Source organism: Kitasatospora sp. NPDC059648 (genome assembly GCF_042734825.1).
In the GTDB taxonomy this organism is placed as follows: Bacteria; Actinomycetota; Actinomycetes; order Streptomycetales; family Streptomycetaceae; genus Kitasatospora.
This window is the reverse complement of record NZ_JBHWDU010000002.1, coordinates 28,899-53,556: the sequence shown is the minus strand read 5'-3', so window position 1 is coordinate 53,556 and position 24,658 is coordinate 28,899. Positions and strand designations below refer to the sequence as shown.

At 71.1% G+C, this 24,658-nt stretch carries 22 protein-coding genes and 1 riboswitch; of the genes, 9 read left to right on the top strand and 13 right to left on the bottom strand.

Going from position 1 to position 24,658, the window contains the following annotated elements; all coding sequences use genetic code 11:
- Positions 1–31 precede the first annotated feature (31 nt).
- The 4 genes from ACFV1W_RS01840 to ACFV1W_RS01825 all read right to left on the bottom strand — a co-directional run bounded on the left by ACFV1W_RS01840 (position 32) and on the right by ACFV1W_RS01825 (position 2,247).
- Positions 32–1,075, bottom strand: a complete 1,044-nt coding sequence (locus ACFV1W_RS01840) for a ferritin-like protein (protein WP_380412002.1) — start codon at positions 1,073–1,075, stop codon at positions 32–34.
- Positions 1,076–1,248: 173 nt separating this feature from the next.
- Positions 1,249–1,467, bottom strand: coding sequence for a hypothetical protein (locus tag ACFV1W_RS01835; protein WP_380411999.1), 219 nt, complete (start codon positions 1,465–1,467; stop codon positions 1,249–1,251).
- Between the two features lie 97 nt (positions 1,468–1,564).
- A complete protein-coding gene (locus tag ACFV1W_RS01830) occupies positions 1,565–1,837 on the bottom strand; it encodes a hypothetical protein (protein ID WP_380411996.1) in 273 nt (90 codons plus the stop codon).
- The gene (locus tag ACFV1W_RS01825) at positions 1,834–2,247 is read right to left on the bottom strand and encodes an ATP-binding protein (protein ID WP_380411994.1); all 414 of its coding nucleotides are present in this window, start codon (positions 2,245–2,247) and stop codon (positions 1,834–1,836) included. The genes ACFV1W_RS01830 and ACFV1W_RS01825 overlap by 4 nt, the downstream gene beginning before the upstream one ends.
- 205 nt (positions 2,248–2,452) lie before the next feature.
- On the opposite strand from ACFV1W_RS01825, the gene ACFV1W_RS01820 reads away from it, so the two are divergent.
- Both ACFV1W_RS01820 and ACFV1W_RS01815 read left to right on the top strand, forming a co-directional pair.
- Positions 2,453–3,316 carry a helix-turn-helix domain-containing protein gene (locus ACFV1W_RS01820; protein ID WP_380411992.1) on the top strand — a complete coding sequence of 288 codons (864 nt, stop codon included), beginning with the start codon at positions 2,453–2,455 and terminating at the stop codon, positions 3,314–3,316.
- A gap of 25 nt (positions 3,317–3,341) precedes the next feature.
- Positions 3,342–3,530 (top strand): DUF397 domain-containing protein, encoded by a 189-nt coding sequence (locus tag ACFV1W_RS01815; protein WP_380411990.1) that lies wholly within the window; start codon positions 3,342–3,344, stop codon positions 3,528–3,530.
- Between the two features lie 58 nt (positions 3,531–3,588).
- Here ACFV1W_RS01815 and ACFV1W_RS01810 read toward each other — a convergent pair whose 3' ends face one another.
- The 3 genes from ACFV1W_RS01810 to ACFV1W_RS01800 all read right to left on the bottom strand — a co-directional run bounded on the left by ACFV1W_RS01810 (position 3,589) and on the right by ACFV1W_RS01800 (position 7,583).
- Entirely contained in the window at positions 3,589–4,062 is a 474-nt protein-coding gene (locus ACFV1W_RS01810) for a hypothetical protein (RefSeq protein WP_380411987.1), read from the bottom strand.
- An 84-nt stretch (positions 4,063–4,146) separates the two neighbouring features.
- Positions 4,147–5,172, bottom strand: coding sequence for a ribonucleotide-diphosphate reductase subunit beta (locus ACFV1W_RS01805; RefSeq protein WP_380411984.1), 1,026 nt, complete (start codon positions 5,170–5,172; stop codon positions 4,147–4,149).
- Positions 5,163–7,583, bottom strand: a complete 2,421-nt coding sequence (locus tag ACFV1W_RS01800; RefSeq protein ID WP_380412439.1) for a ribonucleoside-diphosphate reductase subunit alpha — start codon at positions 7,581–7,583, stop codon at positions 5,163–5,165. The genes ACFV1W_RS01805 and ACFV1W_RS01800 overlap by 10 nt, the downstream gene beginning before the upstream one ends.
- Before the next feature lie 191 nt (positions 7,584–7,774).
- A riboswitch (cobalamin riboswitch) is annotated at positions 7,775–7,917 on the bottom strand.
- Positions 7,918–8,420: 503 nt separating this feature from the next.
- Between ACFV1W_RS01800 and ACFV1W_RS01795 the strand changes: the two genes are divergently transcribed.
- From ACFV1W_RS01795 to ACFV1W_RS01775, 5 genes are all read left to right on the top strand, one after another.
- A complete protein-coding gene (locus tag ACFV1W_RS01795; protein ID WP_380411982.1) occupies positions 8,421–9,278 on the top strand; it encodes a hypothetical protein in 858 nt (285 codons plus the stop codon).
- Between the two features lie 139 nt (positions 9,279–9,417).
- A complete protein-coding gene (locus ACFV1W_RS01790; protein WP_380411979.1) occupies positions 9,418–10,872 on the top strand; it encodes a glycoside hydrolase family 26 protein in 1,455 nt (484 codons plus the stop codon).
- A 192-nt stretch (positions 10,873–11,064) separates the two neighbouring features.
- Entirely contained in the window at positions 11,065–11,922 is an 858-nt protein-coding gene (locus tag ACFV1W_RS01785; RefSeq protein ID WP_380411977.1) for a hypothetical protein, read from the top strand.
- A gap of 66 nt (positions 11,923–11,988) precedes the next feature.
- Complete coding sequence (locus tag ACFV1W_RS01780; protein WP_380411974.1) at positions 11,989–13,440, top strand: glycosyltransferase family 2 protein; 1,452 nt, start codon at positions 11,989–11,991, stop codon at positions 13,438–13,440.
- 15 nt (positions 13,441–13,455) lie between these two features.
- Positions 13,456–14,655 (top strand): glycoside hydrolase family 113, encoded by a 1,200-nt coding sequence (locus ACFV1W_RS01775; protein ID WP_380411972.1) that lies wholly within the window; start codon positions 13,456–13,458, stop codon positions 14,653–14,655.
- A gap of 22 nt (positions 14,656–14,677) precedes the next feature.
- Here ACFV1W_RS01775 and ACFV1W_RS01770 read toward each other — a convergent pair whose 3' ends face one another.
- Entirely contained in the window at positions 14,678–16,837 is a 2,160-nt protein-coding gene (locus ACFV1W_RS01770) for an acyltransferase family protein (protein ID WP_380411969.1), read from the bottom strand.
- Positions 16,838–17,031: 194 nt separating this feature from the next.
- Positions 17,032–17,526, bottom strand: a complete 495-nt coding sequence (locus ACFV1W_RS01765) for a GNAT family N-acetyltransferase (RefSeq protein WP_380411967.1) — start codon at positions 17,524–17,526, stop codon at positions 17,032–17,034.
- A 400-nt stretch (positions 17,527–17,926) separates the two neighbouring features.
- Here ACFV1W_RS01765 and ACFV1W_RS01760 point away from each other — a divergent pair, with 400 nt between their 5' ends.
- Complete coding sequence (locus ACFV1W_RS01760; RefSeq protein WP_380411964.1) at positions 17,927–18,874, top strand: helix-turn-helix domain-containing protein; 948 nt, start codon at positions 17,927–17,929, stop codon at positions 18,872–18,874.
- 7 nt (positions 18,875–18,881) lie between these two features.
- Here ACFV1W_RS01760 and ACFV1W_RS01755 read toward each other — a convergent pair whose 3' ends face one another.
- The 4 genes from ACFV1W_RS01755 to ACFV1W_RS01740 form a co-directional block, all read right to left on the bottom strand.
- The gene (locus ACFV1W_RS01755; protein ID WP_380411962.1) at positions 18,882–19,745 is read right to left on the bottom strand and encodes a histidine phosphatase family protein; all 864 of its coding nucleotides are present in this window, start codon (positions 19,743–19,745) and stop codon (positions 18,882–18,884) included.
- Between the two features lie 154 nt (positions 19,746–19,899).
- Complete coding sequence (mctP, locus tag ACFV1W_RS01750) at positions 19,900–21,510, bottom strand: monocarboxylate uptake permease MctP (RefSeq protein WP_380411959.1); 1,611 nt, start codon at positions 21,508–21,510, stop codon at positions 19,900–19,902.
- Positions 21,507–21,770, bottom strand: a complete 264-nt coding sequence (locus ACFV1W_RS01745) for a DUF3311 domain-containing protein (protein ID WP_380411957.1) — start codon at positions 21,768–21,770, stop codon at positions 21,507–21,509. The genes mctP and ACFV1W_RS01745 overlap by 4 nt, the downstream gene beginning before the upstream one ends.
- 396 nt (positions 21,771–22,166) lie before the next feature.
- Positions 22,167–22,955, bottom strand: a complete 789-nt coding sequence (locus ACFV1W_RS01740; protein ID WP_033350422.1) for a GntR family transcriptional regulator — start codon at positions 22,953–22,955, stop codon at positions 22,167–22,169.
- Positions 22,956–23,289: 334 nt separating this feature from the next.
- Here ACFV1W_RS01740 and ACFV1W_RS01735 point away from each other — a divergent pair, with 334 nt between their 5' ends.
- Positions 23,290–24,573 carry an extracellular solute-binding protein gene (locus ACFV1W_RS01735; RefSeq protein ID WP_380411953.1) on the top strand — a complete coding sequence of 428 codons (1,284 nt, stop codon included), beginning with the start codon at positions 23,290–23,292 and terminating at the stop codon, positions 24,571–24,573.
- The last annotated feature ends 85 nt before the right edge of the window (positions 24,574–24,658 follow it).

The window sequence follows — 24,658 nt, the reverse complement described above, 5'->3', positions numbered from 1 at the left end:
CGCGGTCCGCACTGGCCTCCGAGTCGTCCGGTCACACGAGGAGCCACTCCGGGCCGTAGGTGGAGCGGGGGTCGGCGGGCAGCTTCACGACGGTGATCTGCTGGGCCGTGTCGCGCATCTGGAACATCAGGCCGATCGCGCCGCCGATCGCGGAGGGGTCGTCGCTCCAGGCCTTTTCGAGGGCGCGCAGCATGTCGCTGTACTGCTGGTTGAAGGCGTCCAGGAGCTTGGCGGTGGGCTGGTCGGGCGAGTTGGGGTCGCCCGCGCGGGGCCAGCCGCCCTTGGGCACCCGGGCGACCGGGGAGGTGTCCGGCAGCGGGACGTCGGCGCCGGTGAACTCCCACTTCCGGGTCCTGTCGTCGAAGACCAGCTTCTTGCCGACGGCGATCTCCTTGAAGGCGTAGTAGTGGGCGAGTTCGCCCGGGGCGCTGGGGAAGGGGTCCTCCGGGGAGGCCGTGGTCCCCTCGCCCTGGCTCTGGATGACGTGGATCGCGTTCAGTACGTCGTCGATGGTGTTCATCGCGGTGATCCTGCGGTTCGGCCCAGGCGAGGAGGTCACCTGCCGCTGGCCGGTGAGGAGGTCGGCGAACTTGGGGAAGACGTTGGCGATGCGCTGGTAGAAGGCGCCGATGGTGTTGCCGTCGGCCGCGAAGGCGAGCGGGTTCTCGGGCTTCTCGATGTCGGAGAAGAGCTGTGCCGAGTCGCGGGTCAGCCCGCCGAGGTAGACCGTCAGCCCGGGATTCACGCCGCCGGGAAGCGCGCCCGGGTACTTCGGGACGGTGAGCGGGTCGGTGAGGACGACCGTGCCCCCGATGCTGGTGAGCATGTTGCAGACCAGTCCGAAGTGGTACATCTCGTCGAGGATGATCTCGTGGATGGTGTGGCGGACCGGCTGGCTGGCGTCCGGGTCGGTGATCGACCAGAGGGCGGTGGCGTACGGCGCGATGGTCGACACCTCCAGCATGATCGCCCGCTGGAGGGCGTCCTTGAGTTCCTGCTCGGTCCAGTCCTCCTCGGCCATGCTCATGAGCTGGAGGATCGCGTCGCTCTCGTAGTCCAGGATTCCGCTCGTCACGGGGGACCCCTTTCGTTCGGCTGTGCGCCGGACGGTAGCCGGGGGTCGGTCGTGCGCATGCGTGTGATGCCGGTGTGGCCGGGGAGTTCAGCCGGACGGGTGGAGTGCGCGGACCGGTTCCCGCCCCCTCTGGCGGGAACACCGGGCGTCGGCGGGGGAGTTCGGGGACTGCCTCAGTTGTGCGGGGCGGAGGGGGCCGGGACCGCCATCAGCAGGCGGTTGGCGAGGGGTGTCGGGGCGCCGAAGTCGAGGCCGAGGCTGGAGGCCGAGCGCACGGCATGGATGGACAGGTCGCGGGTGGCGAACATGCCGTTGGCGTAGCCGTCGTCGTGACCGGTCCTGCCCCAGAGCACGGTGCCGTTCGGCAGCGGGTGGTTCGGTATCGGGATCAACTCCGATCCGCCCCTGAGGCTCCTCCGATGGTTCGTCAGGACCGAGCCCTGGGCGGCGTCCCCGCCCGGCGTGAACGCGGGGCGGGGGTGGGAGAGTTCAGGGGGAGTGGGTGGTGATGGTGATCGGGTGGGCGGTCCATTCGGTCATGTCGCCGATGTAGAGGGTGACGCTCCAGCGGCCGCTGCGGGAGAGGCACTCGGCGACGCCGTCGCCGCCGCCCGGGCCGATGCACAGGCGGATGAAGTCCCGGTGGGCGGCGCGGACCGGGCGCCGGCGGACCTGGTCCCAGAGGACGGGCAGGGCGTGGTCGAGGCTCGGGAAGACGGTCGGCAGCATGATCCCGGAGATCCCGGCCCGGACGGCGCTCACGCGGCGGCCGCCTCGGGGGAGGCGGTGACGTGACACCAGATGAACTTGCCGATGCCGCCCCGGCGCGGGCAGCAGCCCCACTCGGAGGCCAACTCCCGGACGAGGAGCAGGCCTCGGCCGCTCTCGGAGGTGAGGGAGGAGGGGCGGAGCGCGGGCTTCTCACCGTCGGCGTCGTGCACCTCGATCCGGAGGGTGCCGTGGGGGAGGAGCTGCAGCCGGACGAAGATCAGGCGCCCGCGCGGGGTGCGGGCGTGGGTGACGGCGTTGGTGACCAGCTCGGAGAGGAGCAACTCGCCGGTCGGGAGGAGGGGTTCGGCGGAGGGGTGGGGGAGGAGGAAGGAGCGGAGCTCCTGGCGGGCGGTGCGGGGGGACTTGGGGTGCCGGGGGAGCCAGCAGGTCAGTTCGCGCATGGCAGGGCCACCTCTGGAGTGTGCAGGTGAGAGCGGCTGAAAAAGGCATGGGGATGCTCGGCGAAAGCCCGCAATGATCACGGTGTGTCGCCTGATGGGCTACGTTGAGTAGCATTGTCTGGAACATAGCCTCAGTGCAACTTGCTCGATGGAAATTTTCCAAGATCGTTTTTTGAGGAGTATGCTCTGGGGTCACATCGGCGTGATGGAGCATCAGATGAGCCAAGTGCGACCCACAGTGCGTCGCAGGCGGTTGGCGGCCGCTCTGGTCAGCCTGCGGGATGAGGCAGGCAAGTCTCCTGAAGAGGCGGCGGAGCGAATCGGCTGCCATCGTTCGAAGATCAGTCGGATAGAGAACGCCAGATTGGGCATCTCGCTCGGCGAACTGCGGGATCTGCTCACGTTCTATGGAGTGGAAGATCAGGGGCGGGTCGAGGAGCTGATCGCGCTTGCCCGTCGCGGTCGTGAGCCTGGATGGGTGCAGCGGGCGAGTCTGGCCCGGCCGTCGTACTCGGATTTCATCGACTACGAGGAGACGGCTGACTACATCAGGTCGTTCGAGAACATGCTGATCTCGGGCTTGTTGCAGACGCCTGACTATGCTCGCGCGGTGATGCAGGCCAAGCCCTCTGGGCTGACAGCCGAGCAGGTAGATGTGTTGGTGACTGCTCGAATGGAGCGGCAGCAGGTGCTCAACAAGCCCAGCCCTCCGCGTCTCTGTGTGATCGAAGGCGAGTCGGCGCTCCGTGTTCAGGTGGGTGGAGCGAAGACGATGGCTGGACAGCTCGACAAGCTGGTTGAGATGGCCGAGCATCCCTATGTGGAGCTTCAAGTCTTGCCGGATCGAGCCGGTGCCCATGCCGGTCTGATGGGATCGTTCGTGATGTTCAGCTTCCCGTCGCCGGACTATTCGGATGTGGTCTGCGTGGAGCATCGGACAGGGACGCTCTACATGGAGACGCCAGCCGAGATCGATGAGTACACATTGATCTTCGACTCGCTCCGCTCAATCGCCTTGAGTCCGGCCGACAGTCTCGACAAGATCGCTCAGGTACGGCAGGAGTTCTGAACTCCGGGCAAGGGATGGGTGAGTCATGACCGGCGAGTGGCACAAGAGCACATACAGCGGGCAGGGCGGGAACTGCGTTGAGACACAGGCCAGGTTGATGGCGACGGCGGTTCGGGACTCCAAGGATCCCGAGGGCCCTGTACTGCTGTTCGCGGCTGAGGCCTGGTCTTCGTTCGTCGCGGGGGTCAAGTCTGGCGAGTTTCCGACCGATTGACCTGACAGTGGTGCCCCGCACGGGCTGTGGCGTGCGGGGCACCACTCTGTCACTCGCCTCAGCTGAGGTTGTCGTACCAGAAGAAGATGGTCCGTAGGACCGCACCCGGGCCGCCGGCGCCGAAGGCGAGGACCATGGCCTGTCCGACCGCGACATCGGTGGGGTCGATGCCGTGCGACCACGACACCTCGGCATCCAGGCCGGGGATGGTGCGGTCGGGGGCGTACGAGCGGAACGTGCCGCGCGCGTGGGCGATGAGCGTCCCGTTGCGCCGCAGCTCCGCCCTGCGCAGGCTGGTCGACCGCAGTTCGTAGCTGCGGTCGCCGACAACGGCAGTGCGGGTGCGGGACTTCCGGGTGGTCGGCACGCTGTGGCCGTTGATGTTCATCGCGCCGTGGTCGCGGTCGGGCACCACGGTGACGGTGGGCATCCCCGCCCCCTGCACCCGCGCCACGACGGACGGCCAGCGGTCGTGACTGACCTGTATCGGCCCGAAGGGGCCGTCGACCACACGCTGTTGGAGCTTGGACATGCCTGCTCTTCCCCCGAGCACCGAGAACCGACAGCGGAGCTGCCGTAAACGGCAGCTCCGCTGTTTTGCTGAACGATATTCGACTTAGAAGTCGTCGTCGAAGGACACCGAGCCCTCGACCGCGACCTGGTACGCCGACACCCGGCGCTCGAAGAAGTTGGTCAGCTCCTGGACGTTCTGGAGCTCCATGAACCCGAACGGGTTGGTCGACCCGTACCGGATCGGCAGGCCCAGGCGCGCCAGGCGCTGGTCGGCCACGGCCTGGAGGTACTCCCGCATCGACGCGGTGTTCATGCCGGGCAGGCCGTCACCGCACAGGTCCTGGGCGAACTGGAGCTCGGCCTCGACGGCCTCCTCCAGCATCTCCGTGACCTGCTTGGCCATCTCGTCGTCGAAGAGGTCGGGCTCCTCCTCGCGGACGGTGTCCACCACGGAGAACGCGAAGTCCATGTGCATGGACTCGTCGCGGAACACCCAGTTGGTGCCGGTCGCCAGGCCGTGCAGCAGACCGCGGCTCCGGAACCAGTACACGTACGCGAACGCGCCGTAGAAGAACAGGCCCTCGACGCAGGCCGCGAAGCAGATCAGGTTCAGCAGGAAGGCCCGCCGGTCCTCCTTGGTCTGCAGCGACTCGATGTGGTCGACCGCGTTCATGTACTTGAAGCAGAACTTGGCCTTCTGCGCGATGGAGGGGATGTTCTCCACCGCGGCGAAGGCCGCCGCGCGGTCCTCCGGGTCCGGGAGGTAGGTGTCCAGCAGCGTCAGGTAGAACTGGACGTGCACGGCCTCCTCGAACAGCTGGCGCGACAGGTACAGGCGCGCCTCCGGGGAGTTGATGTGCTTGTAGAGGCTCAGCACGACGTTGTTGGCGACGATCGAGTCGCCCGTCGCGAAGAAGGCGACCAGGCGGCCGATCATGTGCCGCTCGCCCTCGCTCAGCTTGGCGAGGTCGGCGACGTCGGAGTGCAGGTCCACCTCCTCGACGGTCCAGGTGTTCTTGATCGCGTCGCGGTACCGGTCGTAGAACGACGGGTAGCGCATCGGGCGCAGGGTCAGCTCGAAGCCGGGGTCGAGCAGCATCTTGCGGTCGTCGGCGGTCATTACTGGCATGCCTCGCAGGACTCGGGGTTCTCCAGGGAGCAGGCGATGGCGGCTTCCTGCTCCGGCGTGAGGGCGGGGGTGCCCACGGGAATCGTGTTGGCGGGCACGGGCGCGGCGGTGCGGGCGGCACCGGAGGCGGCCTGGGCGATGCGGGTCGCCGGGCGCGAGCGCAGGTAGTAGGTGGTCTTGAGACCGACCTTCCACGCGTAGGCGTACATCGAGCTGAGCTTGCCGATGGTCGGCGCCGCCATGAACAGGTTCAGCGACTGGCTCTGGTCCAGGTACGGCATGCGGGCCGCGGCCAGGTCGATCAGCGCGCGCTGCGGCAGCTCCCAGGCGGTGCGGTACAGCGAGCGGACCTCGGCCGGGAGCCAGTTCAGCTCCTGCACCGAGCCGTTGGCGTCGCGCAGCGCGTCGCGGGTCTGCTGGTCCCAGACGCCGAGCTCCTTGAGCTCGCGCACCAGGTAGGGGTTGACCTGGAGGAACTCGCCGGAGAGCGTCTCGCGCTTGAACAGGTTGGACACCTGCGGCTCGATGCACTCGTACACACCGGCGATGGAGGCGATGGTCGCGGTCGGCGCGATCGCGAGCAGCAGCGAGTTGCGCAGGCCGGTCTCGGCGATGCGGGCGCGCAGGGCCGTCCAGCGGTCCGCCCACTGCGGGGCGGCCGACGGGAAGTGGTCGATGTGCAGCTCGCCGCGGGCGGCGCGGGTCTCGCCGTAGGCCTCGTGGCGGCCCAGCTGCTCGGCCAGGTCGGCGGAGCGCTCGTAGGCGGTGAGCATGATGCGCTCGGAGATGAGCGTCGACAGCTGCTTGGCCTCGGCCGAGTCGAAGTCGATCCGCAGCTTGAAGAAGACGTCCTGCAGGCCCATCACGCCGAGGCCGACCGGGCGCCAGCGGGAGTTGGAGGTGCCGGCCTCGGTGGTCGGGTAGAAGTTGATGTCCACCACGCGGTCGAGGAAGGTCACGGCCGTGCGGACGGTGGCGTCGAGGCGCTCCCAGTCCATCGCGCCCAGCAGGTCGTCGGCCGAGGCGCCGGCGGCCACGTGGGCGCCGAGGTTGACCGAGCCGAGGTTGCAGACGGCGGTCTCGGAGTCGTCCGTGACCTCCAGGATCTCGGTGCACAGGTTGGAGGAGTGCACCGTGCGGCCCGGCAGCGCGGTCTGGTTGGCGGCGCGGTTGGAGGCGTCCTTGAAGGTCATCCAGCCGTTGCCGGTCTGCGCGAGGGTGCGCATCATGCGGGCGTAGAGGGTCTGCGCCGGGATGGTGCGGACGGCCTTGCCGGCCTGCTCGGCCTTGCGGTAGGCCTCGTCGAACTCCTCGCCCCAGAGGTCGACCAGCTCGGGCACGTCGGCCGGGGAGAACAGCGACCAGTCGGCGTTGGCGTTGACCCGGCGCATGAACTCGTCCGGGATCCAGTGGGCCAGGTTGAGGTTGTGGGTCCGGCGAGCCTCCTCACCGGTGTTGTCGCGCAGCTCCAGGAACTCCTCGATGTCCGCGTGCCAGGTCTCCAGGTAGACGCAGGCCGCGCCCTTGCGGCGGCCGCCCTGGTTGACGGCGGCGACCGAGGAGTCGAGGGTGCGCAGGAACGGGACGATGCCGTTGGACTTGCCGTTGGTGCCGCGGATCAGGCTGCCGCGCGAGCGGATGCGCGAGTACGACAGGCCGATGCCGCCGGCGTGCTTGGAGAGGCGGGCGATCTGCGCGTAGCGGTTGTAGATCGAGTCCAGGTTGTCCAGCGGCGAGTCGAGCAGGTAGCAGCTGGACATCTGCGGGTGCCGGGTGCCGGAGTTGAAGAGCGTCGGCGAGGAGGTCAGGTACTCCAGGCGGCTCATCAGGCCGTACAGCTCGGCCACCTCGCGCACCGACTGCTCGGAGTCGCCGACCGCCAGGCCGCAGGCGACGCGGAGCAGGAAGTGCTGCGGGGTCTCGATGACCTTGCGGGTGATCGGGTGGCGCAGCAGGTAGCGGGACTGCACGGTGCGCAGGCCGAAGTACTCGAAGCGGTCGTCGCCCTGGGCGTCGACCAGGGCGTCGAGGGCGGCGGCGTGCTTGGCGACGAAGGCCGCGGTGGTGTCGCCGATCAGGCCCTCGGCGTGGCCGACGGCGATCGAGGCGGAGAAGGAGACCGAGCCCTGGCTGTTCGCCTCGTCGACGATCTCCAGGGCGAGCAGGCGGGCCGCGAGCTTCGAGTACTGGGGGTCCTCGGCGATCATCGACGCGGCGGCGTCCACGGCCAGCCCGCGCAGCTCGGCGAAGTCCGAGCCGGCGTGGCGGCCGCGCAGCGCGGCGGCGGCGACATGGCCGGGGTCGACCTCGGTGAGGTCGGCGCTGCGGTCGGTGAGCAGCCGCAGCAGCGCGCCCCCGGGGTCGGAGACCGTCGGGTCGGTGAAGGCGGTACCGGAGCCCTGGGCGGGCAGGGTGGCTGAGGCAGCGGTGGTCAAGGCGCTCTCTCCTGGCGGCGATCGGCGGCGTGATCGGGGTCACCCGGGCCGATCTGGGCAGGGGAGCACGGCGCGGACGCGAGGAAGCGCCGCGCGAGGTGTCTCCCCGGCCCGCCCGCGAGGCCCGGAGGGGTGGTGCTGAGTGCCGGCGCGGCCTCTGCGGGAGGGCCGTGGCGCACGCTGTCGGCAGGTACTCGGACTCGCGGGCACAGCTGCTGGAGCCGCCCGCACACCGCTGCGGGGCAGTCCCGGACTCCCACCGGGTTCCCCTGCATCGACAGCAGGATGAGCATACATGTAGTGGTGTCTCGGTGATGCGACACCACATGTAGTGCGGCGCGGTGTGTCGGCGCGATGACCGGCGGTGCCGGGGCAGGGGTGGTTCGTGTCCGTCCGGAGTCGGGATCCGCGCCTGGGGCGGGCCGGAACCGGGCCCCGGGAGAGCCGGGCCGGCGCGTCGGACGGGCCGGATCCGCGCGCCGGTCGTCCTGGTTTCGATACGGAATGGTCACCGGGCGGATCGACGGTCAGGTGGATGCCCTACGATCTGGGCGCATGAGCGACGGAACCGGCGTACCTGGGCACGGGCCGCAGGGAACGCCTCCCGCCGGGCCGGGGGGCGCACAGAATCAGCAGCCGGCGGTGCCAGGTCCGGTGCCGCCGCCGAGCGGTGGCTTCGGACCGCCGCCGGCCTCGTACGGGCCGGTGGCGCCGTCCGCGCAGCCGCTTCCGCAGCCCGTCCCGCCGGTGCCCCAGCCCCAGCCCGTCCCGCCGGCGCCCCAGCCCGTCGCGCAGCCGCAGCCGGGTCAGCCGATGGCCCCTCAGCCGCAGTGGCAGCAGCAGCCGCCCCAGCAGGCCGTGCCGCCGCAGCGCGTCGAGCCGGACTGGCAGGCGCTGGCGGACCGCAACGAGGCCGCCGGCAAGCGCAAGCGCCGGATGAAGGTCATCGGCATCGTGGCCGCCGTCGTCCTGGTGGGCGGCGGTGTCGCGGGCGGTGTGCTGCTGCTCGGCAAGGACGATCCCAAGAAGACCGGCCCGGTCGTCACCTCGTCCACCTCCAGCAAGCCGGCCCCCGGCCCGTCGAGCGCGAGCTCGGGCCCGGGCGGTCAGCCGGACGACCCGTCGAAGCCGATCTGGGAGGCCGCCACCGACCCGGCGCCGCAGGACGCGGGGGCGCTGTTCTCCGCGATGCAGGTGACGGTGAACGGCGCGACCTGGAACCGGACCGTGGTCTCGCTCGACCAGCCCTGCTGGGACGGCAACTCCACCACCGGCGGGCTCGGCAAGGCGCTCGGCGACCAGGGCTGCCAGAAGGTGCTCCGGGCGACGTACGTCTCCGGCGACAGCGCGGTGACCGTCGGCGTCGCGGTCTTCGACCACAAGATCCAGGCCGAGACCGCGATGAAGAGCTACACGGGCCAGCTCAAGGGCCTGCCCGCGCCGGGCGCTCCGGCCTTCTGTGCCAACCCCGGCTGCACCAGCACGCACAACAGCCTCGGCCGGTACGCCTACTTCACCGTCGAGGGCTCGGCGAAGGGCGGCAACGCCCCTGACGCCACCGCGACGGCGGCGGCCTCCGGGTTCGCCGAGCACGTGAAGGGCCAGCTGCTCCAGCGGGCCAAGGCGGCGGGCTCCGCCACGCCCGGCTCGCAGGGCACCCCGGCCGGCTGACCCGCCGTGACGCCCCGGTGCCGGCGGATCCGTTCGCCGGGACCGGGGGAGTGTGGCAGGCTCTCGTCGGAGTCATTCGTACGCGTGTTCCGGTTGCGTCCGTGGGGGTCGGTACCGGCGAGCAACCGGAGGAGCGGTCGTGGCCCTGCCCAGTGCCCTGCGCGGGAAGTCGGCCGTCCTGGCCGCAGCGGGGATCGTGGTCGTCGCGGGCACCTTCGCGCTGCTGGACCGCGACGACCGGACCGGCGTCGGCGGGTCCGCGCGGGTGCCGGTGTCGGTCGGCGCCCCCGGGCGCACCCTGCCGCCGGACGTGGGCCGGGACCTTCTCGCCCGGGACCCGAAGGCCTCGCCGAACGCCCGCGCCGTCGAACAGTTCCTCACCGACCTGGAGACCCAGGCCCGCACCGGGCAGAGCGGCGGCACGGTGATCGGCCAGCACGTCGAGGCGCACAACGAGCGCAACAACCCCGAGTACGGCGACTACCGGGGCACCAAGCAGGTCGGCTACTACTACAAGAAGGCCGCCGACATCACCGGCCGGCTGCCCGGCTTCCTGGAGACCGACCTCGGCCCCGGCTACGGCCAGAACGCCTGGGGCGTCGGCAACCCGCGCTCCTACTCGGCCGGCCGCTGGCCCACCTGCCGGACCGGCTGGCAGTACACCGACGACGCGGTCGACCTGATGACCGCCGTCTGGTCCGGCCACCCGAGGGCCGACGACGGCACCTACGACAGCTCCGGCGTCCAGCGGAACTGCGACGGCAGCAGCACGGAGCTGCCCGACAACGGCGGCGCCCCGGCCGGGATCGTCGGCATGTCCTTCCACGAGCCCTACCCCGGATCGGACGTCAAGTCCTTCGACCGGGTGCTCTGTTCGAACTCCCCGGCGGCCAAGGACCCGGGCTGGTTCGGCCGGGTCGTGGACGCCGCGGACGGCACCCCCGAGTACCGCGCGCTGATCACCGACCTGTCCTACCTGGCCGACCACCTGGACTACCTGGCCGCCCACGACGTGCCGGTGCTGCTGCGCCCGTACCACGAGATGAACGTCCAGGACTGTTCCAGCCGGTTCTGGTGGGCGGGCCAGAAGCCGGGCGACTACCAGGCGCTGTGGAAGATCACCTACAAGTACCTGGTGGAGACCAGGGGCCTGCACAACCTGCTGTTCGTCTGGAGCCCGGTGTCCTGGGACGGAGCCCCGGGCGTGGACCCGTGGGACTACTACCCGGGTGCCCAGTACGTCGACGTGGTCGGAGTGGACGACTACAGCGGCAGCCCGGCGCATCCGATCGGCACCGGCGAGGTGTGGACCAAGCGCTACTACGACGGGCTCGCCGCCTACGACAAGCCGCGGATGCTGGCCGAGTCCTTCGCCGTACCCGTCAACTCCCGCCAGCCGGACACCCTTCGTCGCACGCCCTGGACGATCTGGACGGTCTGGGGGCAGTCGCTCACCGCCGACAACCTGGCCCCGGACCAGCCGCGCAACTCCGCCGCGGACGTCAACGCCACCTACCACAGCCCCTTGGCGATCACCGGTGGGTCCGGCCCCTCCGGCGGGAGCATCGACTGGGCCGGGCTGCACGTCCGCTGAGGCCTGCCCGGGTACGACGGGGCCCGCCGGGCTCCGGTGAGATCCACGGGGCCCGGCCCGGAACCCGTTGAACGGGCTGGATTCCGGGTCCGTTGCGCCGTGTGGCATCCTGTGGCGGCGAAACCGAGGGCTGGGTGGACGGTCGGGAGAGGGCCGAAGGGGCGGGGGTAGGGGATGGAACGGACGCGTCCGATGCGTGGGGCCGGGGGCCTGGCGATCGGCTGGGGCGTGGTGCTGCTCGGCTGGGCGGCCTACAACTGCTTCGGCCAGGTCGGCTTCGCCACGTACCTCAAGGGCATCTTCTACTACGGCGGGACTTCGGTCGATGCCGAGACCGGAAGCCTCAACTACGGCCTGCTGTACCTGATCGCGGGCATCCTGCTGCTGCGCGGGCGCAACTGGGCGCTCGGGGTGGCGGCGGGTGTGGCCCTGGTCGAGGGCTACAACCGGGTGCGCAGCCTGACCGGCGCGCTGCTGGACGAGCCGCAGCGGGAGTGGTTCACCGGGACCACCGAGGGCGGGCTGAAGCTCGCGACCTTCGCGCTCGGCGTGGTCGTCACCGCGGCGCTGATCGTGCTGCTGGCCCGCTCCAAGTGGCGGGAGCAGTCGGAGGGCGCGCAGGGCGGGGAGCCGCACTGGTCGATCCTGCAGACCGTCCCGGCCGCGCCGACACCCGTGCCGTACGCCCAGCCCCAGCCCCAGCCCGGCTGGCCGCAGCAGCCGCCGGCGCAGCCCGCGTGGCCGCAGCAGCCGGCCGCGCCCCAGCCCGCCGCCTGGCCCCCGGCCCAGCCCCAGCAGGTTCAGCCGCAGCCCGTGCAGGCCCAGCCGCCGCAGCCGCTGCCGTACGCCCAGCAGCCGACTCAGACCGCGACGTCGTACCAGCCGGCCCCGGCCCCGGCCCCGGCCCCCGCCCCGCAGCCGTGGCCCGCCGCGCCGCCCGCTCCCGGACAGCCGGCCGCCGGCCCGGTGGCCCCGGGGCCGGTCGCCCCCGGACCGGTGGCGCCGCCACCGGCCGCCGCCCCGCCGGCGGACCGCCCGCCGCAGGCCTGACCGCTCACCGAGACCCGCGCCCCACCCCGGGGCCGGACCGCTACCAGACGAGGAACGACTTTCGCCATGACATCGACAGCCCCGGTGCGGACGGTGCTCACCACGTCCCGCGAGGCCGCCCGGCTCGCCGAGCGACAGATGTCGTGGAAGCCCCGGGTGCTGCCGTTCTACGTCGCCTTCCTGATCATCTTCGCCTTCTCGCTCTGGGCGTACGTGCCCAACCCGACCCCGCTGGGCTGGGCGATCACCATCCTGTGGGGCATGCCGGTGTTCGGTGTGCTGATCGGCTTCCAGGGCGTGCTGATGGTGCGCCGGCGGCTGCGCCACGTGAGCAGGATGACCCCGCCGGCTCCGGTCGAGGACGACTTCCTGATCGTGCTGGTGCCGACGATCGGCCGCCACGACACCTACCCGGCGCTGGAGCGCTCGGTGCTCTCGTACGTCGAGCACCTGCCCCCGTACTTCCCGTGGATGCGGGTGGACATCCTCACCGAGGAGGGCTGCGCCGCCGCCGAGAAGATCGACGAACTGGCCGAGCGCCACCCGCTGATCCGGGTGGTGACCGTGCCGAAGGCGTACGAGACGGCCAACGGCACCAAGTTCAAGGCCCGCGCCAACCACTACTCGCACGAGCTGCGGATCGAGGAGGGCGAGGCCGAGGACGACGTCTGGGTGCTGCACATGGACGACGACACCGGCGTCGGGCCGGACACCGCCGCCGCCGTCGCCCAGTTCGTCAACCGGCAGCGCCGGGCCGGGGACGACGCCAAGCACATGGCGCAGGGCATCCTGACGTACCCGCGGGAGAACGCCGTCTCCACCTTCACCTGGCTCGCCGACGCGATCCGCCCGGCCGACGACATCGCCCGCTTCCGCGCGATGACCGGCACCGGCACCCCGATCGCCGGCGTGCACGGCGAACTGCTGATCGTGCGCTCCTCGGTGGAGGCCACCATCGGCTGGGACTTCGGGCCGAAGACCATCGTCGAGGACGCCCAGATGGCGCTGAACTTCTGCCAGCGCTACCCGGGGCGCAGCGACTGGTTCAACGGGCGCTGCTACGGGGCCTCGCCGGCCGGCGTCAAGGACTTCCTCAAGCAGCGCGAGCGCTGGGCCTGGGGCCTGGTCGCGCTCTGCTTCAACAAGACGATCCCGCTGCGGTACCGGCTCTTCATCGGGATGGGCATGGTCAGTTGGGTGCTCGGCCCGCTCCAGCACGTCGGCCTGGTGCTGATGGTCGCCTGGTTCACCGGCACCTGGAACACCTCGCCCGTCACCCAGTCCGTGGTGCTGCTGTGGGCGATCAACTTCGCCTACGTGATCTGGACCTACTGGGAGGGGCTGCGGCTGAACGTGGTCGCCTCGGCCAACCACCGGCGCAAGTGGTGGGAGCCGATCGTCGTGGTGGCCTGCATACCGCTCTTCTCCTTCCTGGAGGGCTGGGGCGGCCTGCGGGGACTGATCAAGTTCCTCAAGCGCGAGGAGAACAAGTTCGTCGTCATCGCCAAGCCGGCCTGATCGGAAACCACGCCTGTGAAACGCCCCGCGATCTTCGTCCTGCCCACCCTGGTGCTCGGCATCACCGTCGTCGTCCCGATGGTCTGGGGTGACCACCCGATCCGCTTCGACCACCGCCGCCCCACCGAGGTGCACTGGGCCGGTGCCCCGACCGAGCAGGGCCGGGTCTGGGGCTTCGGCAAGGACGTGCCGCAGACCCCCGCGGACACCGGCCCCAGGGTGGCCCGTCCGTGGACCAAGGGCAGCCCGGAGTGGGGTGTGCAGGTGTACTGGCTGGACGACCCGGCGGACCCGGACAGCTACGTCCAAGGGAAGGTCGACCGCATCGTCAAGTACGTGGTCGGGCTCAACGCCAACTCCCTGTCGGTGACGTTCCCCTACTACACCACGGGCACCAAGTCGAACGCCGTCGCCGCCCGGCCGACCTCGCCCAGCCCCGAGCGCCTCGCGCTGCTGCTGGACGCCGCCCACCGGGCCGGGCTGCGCACCACCGTGCGTCCGATCATGGACGAGGAGGTGTTCGACTACGTCCACACCCTCAAGTGGCGCGGCAACATCACGCCGACCGACCGGGACGCCTGGTTCGCCAGCTACGCCGCCTTCCTGGCGCCGTACCTGAAGACCGCCCAGGACCACTCGGCGGCCGAGTTCACCATCGGCACCGAGTTCAACTCGCTGGAGGGCGACCCGCGCTGGCAGGGCCTGATCGACGATGCCCGGAAGACCTTCCACGGCGAGCTGGTGTACGACGCGAACTTCGACAACTGGGCCAAGGGCGCGATAGCGGTGCCGGCCGACGGGACGGGCGCGGACGCCTACCCCCCGGCCAAGAACTCCGACGACGACGCGCCGATCGCCGACCTGGAGGCCAGCTGGAACGCCTGGCTCGACAAGCGCGCCAAGGGCCCCCAGCCGACCACCAAGCTCACCGAGGTGGGCATCCCGGCGCAGAACGGCGCCTACAAGACCCCCGGCGAGTACTACAAGAAGACCGAGCTGAACGAGACCGTCCAGGCCACCTGGTTCACCGCGGTCTGTCAGGTGGCGCAGGAGCGCAAGCTGCGCGGGTTGTACTTCTGGTCGCTGTACTTCGGCATCGACCCGACCCTGCCGACCACGCCGGACACCCCGCGGATGGACTACGCCGGGCGCCCGAAGTCGGAGAAGGCGATCCGCGACTGCTTCGCGCAGACCTACGAGGTGCCGCAGCAGTAGCGGCCCCCGGACCGGGCCCCGGCTACTGCTGGGGCCCGGCCGGGTGCTCTCCGGCGCCGGAGGTCGCCTTGCCGGTCGGCGTCCGGTTCGGCTTGGCGGTGGACGGACGGCCCGTCGGCCTGGTGGTCGCCGTGGGCGTCGGGGCGGCCGTGGCCGTGGGCGCGGGGGTGGGCGTCGGGACCGCGGTGGGGCTCGGCGTGGGCGCCGGGCCGGCCGGCTGGTCGGGCTTGGCACCGGACAGCGCGCCCGCGATCTCCTTCTCCAGCCACGGCGTCACGAACCGCATGCCCGCCGGGGTGAGGTGCACGCCGTCGTTGGCGGGGGTGACCCAGTGGCCGTCCTTGTCCTTCCAGACGCAGGTGTCGTACGGGCAGTAGAAGGTGTCGAGGTCGACCAGCCGGACGGTGCCGCCGGCGGACTTCACGAAGTCGCCGACCTGCTGGTTGTAGCAGCCGCCCCAGGTCTTGTTGATGGCGCCGTTCTCGACGCGTTCGTTCATCAGCAGCACCTGGGCGCCGGGGGCGCGCCGGCGGACCTGCTCCACGGCCTGGGTGAGCTGGGTGCGGTACCGGCTGCGGTAGTCGTCGTCGCAGGGGTTGAGCCAGGTGCCGTCCAGGTACTGCTCGGCGGCGTCCCAGCCGAGGTGGATCACGACGGCCTTCGGTGCGGCGGAGGCGAGGCTCCGGTCCCACTCGGCGGTCCGGTCGCGGCAGTCCGGGCTGGTCTCGAACTCCGTCCCGGAGGTGGTGCGCACCTTGTCCGGGTCGAACACGCCGCATCCGCTGATGCCGCCGTCGACCACCCGGTAGCGGTCGCCGTGCCGGTACAGGCCGGTGGCGAGGTCCTGGGCGAAGGAGTCGCCGAGGACGAGGACGACGGGCTCGTCACTCGGCCCGGACTTCATGTCGTGGGTGACCCAGGCCGGCAGGTACCAGGCGCCGGTGGTGGCCACCGCGGCCGTGACGGCCAGCAGCGGGACCGCGGGGAAGGCCCGCCAGCGCAGCACCCGCAGCTTCTCGGTGGCGGTGTGCAGCAGCCAGGCCAGCACCCAGGAGACCGGTCCGCCGATCAGCAGCAGCTTCTGCGGCGAGATGTCGTCGACGTAGTGCTGCAGCAGCCAGTACACCGGCAGGTGGAGGAGGTAGAGGCTGTACGAGATGGTGCCGGTGAGCCGTACCGGGGGCAGCGACAGCAGCCGTACCAGGGGGCCGCGGTCGAAGCAGAGCGAGGCGGTCAGGACGGCGGCGAGTGCCGCGACCACGGCCAGTCCGCCCTGGTAGAGCCAGGGTTCGTGGTACGAGCCGACGGACAGGCTGGCCCAGACCAGACCGCCGAGGGCGGCGGTGCCGACCAGGGTGGGCAGGGCGGCGCCGCCCGGGAGGCCGCGCCCGGTCCGGGCGCCGTCCGCGCCGGAGGCGGCCTGCGCGCGGACCCGGCCGCGCAGCCACAGGTAGACCCCGAAGGCGGCGGTGGCGCCGGCCGCGAAGCCGACGGCGCGGGTCTCGGTGCCAAGGTAGAGGCGGTCGCTGTTGTCGCCGTTCCACATCAGCGGGGCGACGGCGGCGGAGGCGGCGAACAGGACGGCGGTGACGATGCCGGTGGCGCGCAGCGAGCGCCGGCACAGGCCGAAGACCGTGAGCAGCAGCAGCGGCCAGAGCGCGTAGAACTGCTCGGTGATGCTGAGCGACCACATGGCGGCGAGCGGGTCGATCGAGGCGAAGTGCTGCCAGTACGCGTCGCCGCGCTCCAACTGGGCCCAGTTGGCGATCTGGGCGAGTGTGGCGAGCGCCTGCGGGCGCAGGTCCTTGACGTCCCGTAGCGGGCTGACCAGGGCGGACAGCCCCACCACCAGGATGATGGTGGCGAACAGTCCGGGCAGCAGCCGCTTGGCGCGGCGGCGGTAGAAGACGCCGAGCCGGATGCCGTCCGTGCGGTCCAGCTCGCGGATCAGCACCAGGCTGACCAGGAAGCCGGAGAGCACGAAGAAGACGTCCACGCCGAACAGGCCGTTCTGGAACCAGTCGGTGTGGTACAGCAGCACGGAGGCGATGGCGAGGCCGCGCAGCCCGTCGACCGCCTTGAAGCGGACCGAGGGCGGCAGGGGACCGCGCGGCGCGGGGACCGGCGCGGGGATCGCGTAACGGCTGGCGGTCGGGGCTTGGCGGCCCCGTGCTTCGCGCATGTCCTGGAGCGTGGGGCCGCTTCCGGGGGCGCCGAGGCCGGGCCCGTCGTCCATGTGGTGCGTCCCCCCGGGGTCGATCGTCTGTCGCGACGTGTCAATGAGACGTGTCTTGATCTGTGGTTTATATCAAAAGACGTCTGTTGATCGTCTGCCGGTCACCGGGAAGGGGAGGCCGGTGAGCGGCCGTGGGGGCGTCAGAACGCCATGGTGTAGACCATCAGGTCCATCCCGGGGAAGGGAGCCCAGTCGCGTTCCGGGGTGCGGCGGAAGCCGACGCGTTCGTAGACGCGGTGGGCGGTGGTCATCTCAGGGCGGGTGGAGAACGCCATGCCGGCCAGGCCGAGTTCGCGGCTGCGGGTGACGGAGGCACGGACCAGGGCCTCGCCGACGCCGCGGCCGCGGGAGGCGGCGGCGGTGGCGAGCATCCGTATCTCGCCCTCGCGCGGGGTGGCGATGTCGGCCCACTCGGTGCCGCCGACGGCGAAGGTCACACAGCCGAGGACCCGTTCGTCCGCCCCGGCGACCGCGACCAGGAGCTCGGCCTCCCGGGAGCGGCGCCCGGCGTCGCGCAGCAGGTCGACGTAGCCGCCGGCCGGGTCGGTGAAGCCGCCGCCGACGAAGGCGTCGACGGTGATCCGGCCGGCCTCTTCGAGGTCCCGGGGGAGGGCGTGGCGGATGAGGTAGTCCATCGGGCCAGTGTGCCGGAGCCGTGCGGGGCCCTGATCCCGGGGGTCGAGCGGACCGGGAGGGTGGCCGGGTCGGCGGAGGGGCGCAGCGAGGCGGCGGGCAGGGTGCCGTACAGCCGGTCGGCACGACCGGGGTCGGCCGGGTAGCCGCCGGGGCGGTGGTAGTTGTCGCGGGCGGCGGCGGGGCCGCGGGAGAGTTCGCGGCCGATCAGGGTGCCGAGCAGGCCGAAGCCGCCGACCGCGCCGAGCAGGCCGAGTGCGCTGGCGAGGGTGTCGCTGTCCATGGCCACCACTGTGGCCGGGCGGCCCGGGTGCCCACGAGCGGCAGGAATGCCGGGTTCCGTCGAAATCCTGCCAGGGCCGGCCCTTCCCGGGCCGGGACCGGCGGGGCATCCTGGGCGGCATGCTGAAGAACGTGGTCGCGGTGGTGCTGGAGGAGGTCCACCCCTTCGAACTGGGGGTGGCCTGCGAGGTGTTCGGTCTGGACCGGACCGCGGACGGGCTGCCGGGGTACGACTTCGCGCTGGCCGGCGCCCGGCCCGGGCCGCACGCGACCCACTCGGGCTTCGCGGTGGACGTCCCGTACGGCCCGGAGCGCCTCGCCGGGGCGGACCTGGCGGTGGTCACCGCCTCGGCGATCCGCGCGCACTACCCGGAACCGCTGCTGGAGGCGCTGCGCGCGGTGGTGGCGGACGGCGGCCGGGTGCTGTCCATCTGCAGCGGCGCCTTCGTGCTCGGCGCCGCCGGACTGCTGGACGGCCGCCGCTCCACCACCCACTGGCGGCACAGCGACGAGCTGGCAGAGCGCTTCCCGGCGACGGTGGTCGAGCCGGACGTGCTGTACGTGGACGACGACCCGGTGATCACCTCGGCCGGTACGGCGGCCGGCATCGACGCCTGCCTGCACCTGGTGCGCAAGGTGCAGGGCGCCGAGGTGGCCCGGGGGATCGCCCGCCGGATGGTGGTGGCGCCGCACCGGGAGGGCGGGCAGGCGCAGTTCGTGAACCGCCCGCTGCCCCAGGGCGGCGGCGACTCGCTGGCCCCGCTGCTGGACTGGATGCGCCACCACCCGGACCAGGAGGCGAGCGTCGAGCAGCTGGCCGCCCGGGTGCACATGTCGCCGCGCACCTTCGCCCGGCGCTTCCAGCAGGAGACCGGCACCACCCCGCACCGCTGGCTGGTGGGGCAGCGGGTGCTGCTGGCCCAGCGGCTGCTGGAGTCGACCACCGAGTCGGTGGACGCGATAGCCGCCCGCTGCGGCTTCGGCAACGCGGCGGCGCTGCGGCACCACTTCGGGCGCCGGCTGGGCACCACGCCGCTGGCCTACCGGCGCTGCTTCGGGGGCGGGTGAGGGGAGGTCAGTCCGTCTCGGCGCCGAGGTGGGCCACGCCGTTCCAGCCGTCCGGCCGCAGTCGCCCCTCCTGGGCGCGCCAGAGACTGGTGGAGCAGTTGTGCACCGGCCCGAGCCCGGTGAGCTGCCGCTCGGTGAGCCGGTCCAGCGCGTAGCGCAGCATCAGCACCGTGCAGTCGTGGGCGACCAGCAGGACGGGCCGTCCGGCGTCCTCCTCGCAGACGTCCCGCAGCAGGCTGCGCACCCGCAGGGCGACGTCGGCCCAGGACTCGCCGCCGGGCGGGCGGTAGTACAGCTCGCCCATCTTGCGCCGCCGGGCGGCCTCCTCCGGGTGCTTGGCCTCGATGGCGGCCTTCGGCAGCATCTCCAGGACGCCGAGTTCGCGGTCGCGCAGCCGCTCGTCGTAGCGGACGGCCAGGGTGACGGGCACGGCGCCGAGCCCGGCGGCCTGGGCGAGTGCGATCCGGGCGGTCTCGGCGGTGCGCACGTACGGGGAGCACCAGACGCTGCGGGGCCGGTCGGCGCTGGGCAGGGCGGCCCACCACCGGCCGAGCGCCCGGGCCTGCCGCTGGCCGCGCAGCGACAGCGGGATGTCGGCGTCGCGGCAGCTGATCGGGACGCTGAGCGCGCCGGCGGCCTCGGCCAGCTGGAACTCGACGTTGGCGGTGGACTCGCCGTGCCGGGTGGCGATCAGGACGGACGGCAGCCGGGTGGCCGCCGAGCCGTTGGTCGCATCCGTCGAACCGGCCGCGCCGACCGCGCCGGCCGCGCCGTTCGTGCCGGCCACGCCGACCGCGGTCACCGTGGTCAGGACCGGCTGGTGCTGGGTGGACTTGTGCTGGCCGTTCAGGGTGATGCCGAGTTCTGCCATGGCCGCGAGCTCCCCGTGGTCGATCAGGTCCCGGCCGGATGCCGGTCCGGTCTGGTGGTGCCCGGCGTGCACGCCTGTTCATACATATGATCGCGCCGCCTCCTCCAGTGTTCACGGAGAAGGCGGCGCGATCACAGGGCGCGCGCACGGCCAATCAGTGCGCCGCTACGGGCTCCGGCGCGTTCTTCAGCTCTTCGTCGCCGGCCTCGGCGCTGTAGTCGGAGGGCTTGGTCTCGTCCGGGCCGTCGGGTGCCTTGACCGCCCGCAGCACCAGGGTGAGCGCCACCGCCACGAGGAGGTTGAGCACGAAGGCGGTCAGGCCGATGTAGCCGAGCTCGCCGATGCCGGGGATCTCGGCCGCGTTGCCGCCGAAGTGCTTGGTGGCCGGGCTGGCCAGCCCGTACGCCTTCCAGGTGCCGTAGACCATGCCGGCCGCCCAGCCGGCGAACAGCGCCCAGTGGTGGAACCAGCGGGTGAACAGGCCGCCCACGATCGCCACGAAGGTCTGCAGGATCCACAGGCCGCCCAGCAGCTGGAGGTTGATCGCGGCCTGCTTGTCCATGCCGAGGACGAAGACCAGCGCGCCGACCTTGACCAGCAGCGAGACCAGCTTGGCGATCCGGGTCTCGTCGGCGGGGGTGGCGGCGGGCTTCAGCCACTCCTTGTAGACGTTGCGGGTGAACAGGTTGGCCGCCGCGATGGACATGATGGCGGCCGGCACCAGCGCGCCGATCCCGATCGCGGCGAAGGCCACGCCGGTGAACCAGTCCGGGAACATGTTCGCGAACAGCTGCGGCACCGACAGCTGGGAGTTGTAGCCCTTGACGCCGCTGCCCACGCCGGCCGCGATCGCCATGAAGCCGAGCAGCGCCAGCAGGCCGAGCATCAGCGAGTACGCGGGCATGATCGCCATGTTGCGGCGCACGGTGTTGCGGGACTTGGAGGCCAGCACGCCGGTCACCGAGTGCGGGTACATGAACAGCGCCATCGCCGAGCCCAGCCCCAGCGTGGCGTACGTCCACTGCTTGTTGTCCGGGACGGTCATCGACCCGGCCTTGGCCTGCTTGAAGTGGTCGGCGGCCGCGCCGAAGATGTGCCCGTAGCCGCCGAGGCGGATCGGGATGTAGATCACCGCGACGATGATCACGATGTAGACCAGGGCGTCCTTGACGAATGCGATCAGCGCCGGGGCGCGCAGGCCCGAGGAGTAGGTGTAGGCGGCCAGCACGCCGAAGGCGATGAACAGCGGCAGGTCCTTGACGAACCAGTTGGCGTGCTCCCCGCCGCCGACGCCGAGCACGTCCAGCACCGCCTGGATGCCGACCAGCTGCAGGGCGATGTACGGCATGGTGGCCAGGATCCCGGTCAGCGCGACGACCAGGGACAGCGGCCGGGAGCCGTAGCGGCCGCGGACGAAGTCGGCCGGGGTGACGTAGCCGTGCACCCGGGAGACCGACCAGAGCCGCGGCAGGAACAGGAAGACCAGCGGGTAGGCGATGATCGTGTACGGCACCGCGAAGAAGCCCGCCGCACCGGTCGCGTAGACGGCTGCCGGGACGGCCACGAAGGTGTACGCGGTGTAGAGGTCGCCGCCGAGCAGGAACCAGGTCACCCAGGTACCGAAGCTGCGCCCGCCCAGGCCCCACTCGTCCAGGTGCGCCGCGTCGTCCGCGCGGCGCCAGCGCGAGGCGAGGAAGCCCATCACGGTGACCAGCAGGAAGAACAGCACGAAGACCACGAGGGCCGGCACGTTGACGTCCTTCATCGCGCACCGCCGTTCCCGGCCGCCTTGCGGGCCTTCTCGTCCCGGTTGATCAGCAGGTAGGCGGCGACCGTGAAGACCGCCGAAACCGGCACCCAGAGCAGCTGGTACCAGTAGAAGAAGGGCATCCCGGCCACCGCCGGGTCGGACTTGTCGTACGAGGAGACCCAGAGCATCGCGACGATCGGCACGAGCAGGGCGAGTCCGGCCAGCACCCGCTCGGGGGTCACCGCCGGGACCGGGGCTCCGACTGGCTCGGGCATGACAGCTTTGTCGGGGGATGGGTCAGAGGGCATCTCGGGCTCCGCTCCGGAGGGTTCTCCCCGTCGGCGCCGCAGCCCCCGGAAGCGCTGCGCACCCCCGTGGGCCCGCCGAGCAGCACCATCGGTGATCGGCAGTCAGTACGGCTGCGCAATCTAGAGCATGGAGTGATCCATGTCACCGGAATTGGCGCAACTTCCCGCCATCCGGACGCCGCCACCCGCCCGCTCGCCCCCGGGCCGCTCCGACCCGGTGCCGACGGTCGGCGCTCCCTCGCTTCTCCGGCGCTCCCTCGCTCCTCCCTTTCGGCACCAGTGCGGGCCTTCGGCTCGGGGAGGTGCGGGCACCGGCGCGCGGGTCGCGTGCGCCGGTGCCCGTGGTGGAACGACGGCGCCCGGTCACTCCGGACGCTTCAGCCGGGTGATGAACTTGTAGCGGTCGCCGCGGTAGATCGAGCGGACCCACTCCACCGGGTCGCCCTCGCCGTCGAAGGAGTGCCGGGAGAGCTGGAGCATCGGCAGGCCGAGGTCGGAGCCGAGCAGCCCGGCCTCGCGCGGGTTGGCGAGGGTGGTCTCGATGGTCTCCTCGGCCTCGGCCACGGTGACCCCGTAGACCTCGCGCAGCGCCGCGTACAGCGAGTTGTGCTTGGCGAGGTTGCGCCGCAGAGCGGGGAAGCGCTTGGCGGACAGGTGGGCGACCTCGATGGCCATCGGGTCGCCGTTGGCCAGGCGCAGCCGCTCGATCCGCAGCACCCGGCCGCCGGGCTTGATGTCCAGCAGCGGGGCGAGCCGGTCGTCGGCGGTGATGTAACCGATCTCGATCAGCCGGGAGGTGGGCTCCAGGCCCTGGGCGCGCATGTCCTCCGTGTAGGAGGTGAGCTGCAGCGCCTGGGCGACCTTGGGCTTGGCCACGAAGGTGCCCTTGCCCTGGATGCGCTCCAGCCTGCCCTCGACGACCAGTTCCTGCAGGGCCTGGCGGACGGTGGTGCGCGAGGTGTCGAACTGGGCTGCCAGCGCCCGCTCGGGCGGGACCGGGGTGCCCGCGGGCTGGGTCTCGGTGAGCTGGAGGAGGTGGCGCTTGAGGCCGTAGTACTTGGGGACGCGCGCGGTCGGGTCGGCGCTCTGCGTCGGGAGGTTCCTCACCTCGGGGTCGTCGGCCTGGGCGGTGGTTCCCCCGTCGCTGCTCATCGGACCTGTTCTCCCGCTTCTCGCGGGGCTTCTACCGCCCCGCCACATCGTTAACGGACCACATCGTTGCATGTATGGCTACGGAACGAATACCTCATCACGCGATGAACGATGTGCGGTGTCGGCTTGATAACGGGTGGTCGGGATCCGTCGAACAGCCGTTGACAGGCCCATTGGTCTAGGCCAAGCTCCAGGCATCTGGTCTACACCACTAGGCCGGTATCGATGAATCCCCACCCGTTCGAAGGGGTCCGCGGCACCAGTTCTCCCGCTTTGCGTGGATCTGCCGCCGCCGCCCGACGGGGGTAACCCAGGCATCCCTCAGGAGGATGGCGTGAAGCGTCAGCTCATCGCGGCGGTCGGCGTCGCAGCAATGGTCGTCGGTCTCGCGGCTTGTGGCTCGGACGGCAAGAAGGACGACGGCGGCTCGTCGTCCTCCACCGCCGCCGACCGGTACAAGGGCAAGACGCTCAAGGTGTGGGTGATGAGCGGCTCGGCCCCCAAGGGCTGGACCGACTCGGTCAAGAACGAGTTCGAGTCCACCTACCCGGGCTCCAAGGTCGACTTCCAGACCCAGGAGTGGACCGACATCGGCCCGAAGATCACCGCCGCGCTGTCCGAGGGCTCGGTCGACGTCCTGGAGCTGGGCAACACCCAGACCTCCGGCTACGCCGCCTCGGGCGGCCTGCTGGACATCACCAAGGACAAGTCCGCGCTGGGTGGTGACGGTTGGGCCGCCAACCAGAACGAGGCCGCGATGCTGGACGGCAAGCAGTACGCCGCCCCGTGGTGGGTCTCCAACCGCGTGATCGCCTACAACAAGGACCTGTGGGCCAAGGCCGGCCTGAGCGCCGCCCCGAAGACCCTGGACGAGTTCTACGCCGACCTGGACAAGCTCAAGGCCACCCAGGGCGTCGCCGACCCGATCTACCTGCCCGGCCAGGAGTGGTACACCTACTTCGGCTTCCTCACCGGCGAGGGCGGCAAGATCGCCAAGCAGGAGGGCGGCAAGTGGGTCGGCGGCCTGGAGTCGCCCGAGGCGCAGCGGGCCTTCGAGACCTACAAGAAGCTGCAGGGCTACTCGGTCACCGGTCCGAAGGACAAGGACGAGGCGACCCCGCAGCAGAAGGACGTCTTCGCCAAGGGTGACATCGGCACCATGGTCGCCCTCGGCTGGGAGCTCCCGGACGAGAAGGCCATGGCCAAGGACAAGATCGGCTTCTTCCCGATCCCGGGCAAGACCGCCGACAAGCCGTCCGGCGTCTTCATCGGCGGCTCGAACCTCGCGATCTCCTCGCAGAGCAAGAACACCGAGATGGCGAAGGACTTCCTGAAGGTCGCCCTCAACGACAAGAACGAGGGCATGGTCGCCGCGGCCGGCAACATCCCGAACAAGCCGGCCCTGAACAGCCAGCTCACCGGTGACTTCGCGAAGGCCGCCCAGGTGGGCACCGCGGTCGGCGGGACCACCCCGATCACCCCGAACTGGGCCAGCGTCGAGAACGTCCCGAACCCGATCAAGGACTTCCTGACCGCGGTCCTCCAGGGCGCCGACTACGCGTCCACCGCGAAGAAGTACGACGACGAGATCGCCAAGCGGCTCAACCAGAAGAACTGAGGCATTGAGCGGCGTCGCTCACCGGCCCCCGGCGGAGGGCCGGTGGGCGACGCCCGTCCGTCGTGGCCGGGTTGTGAGGAAGTGA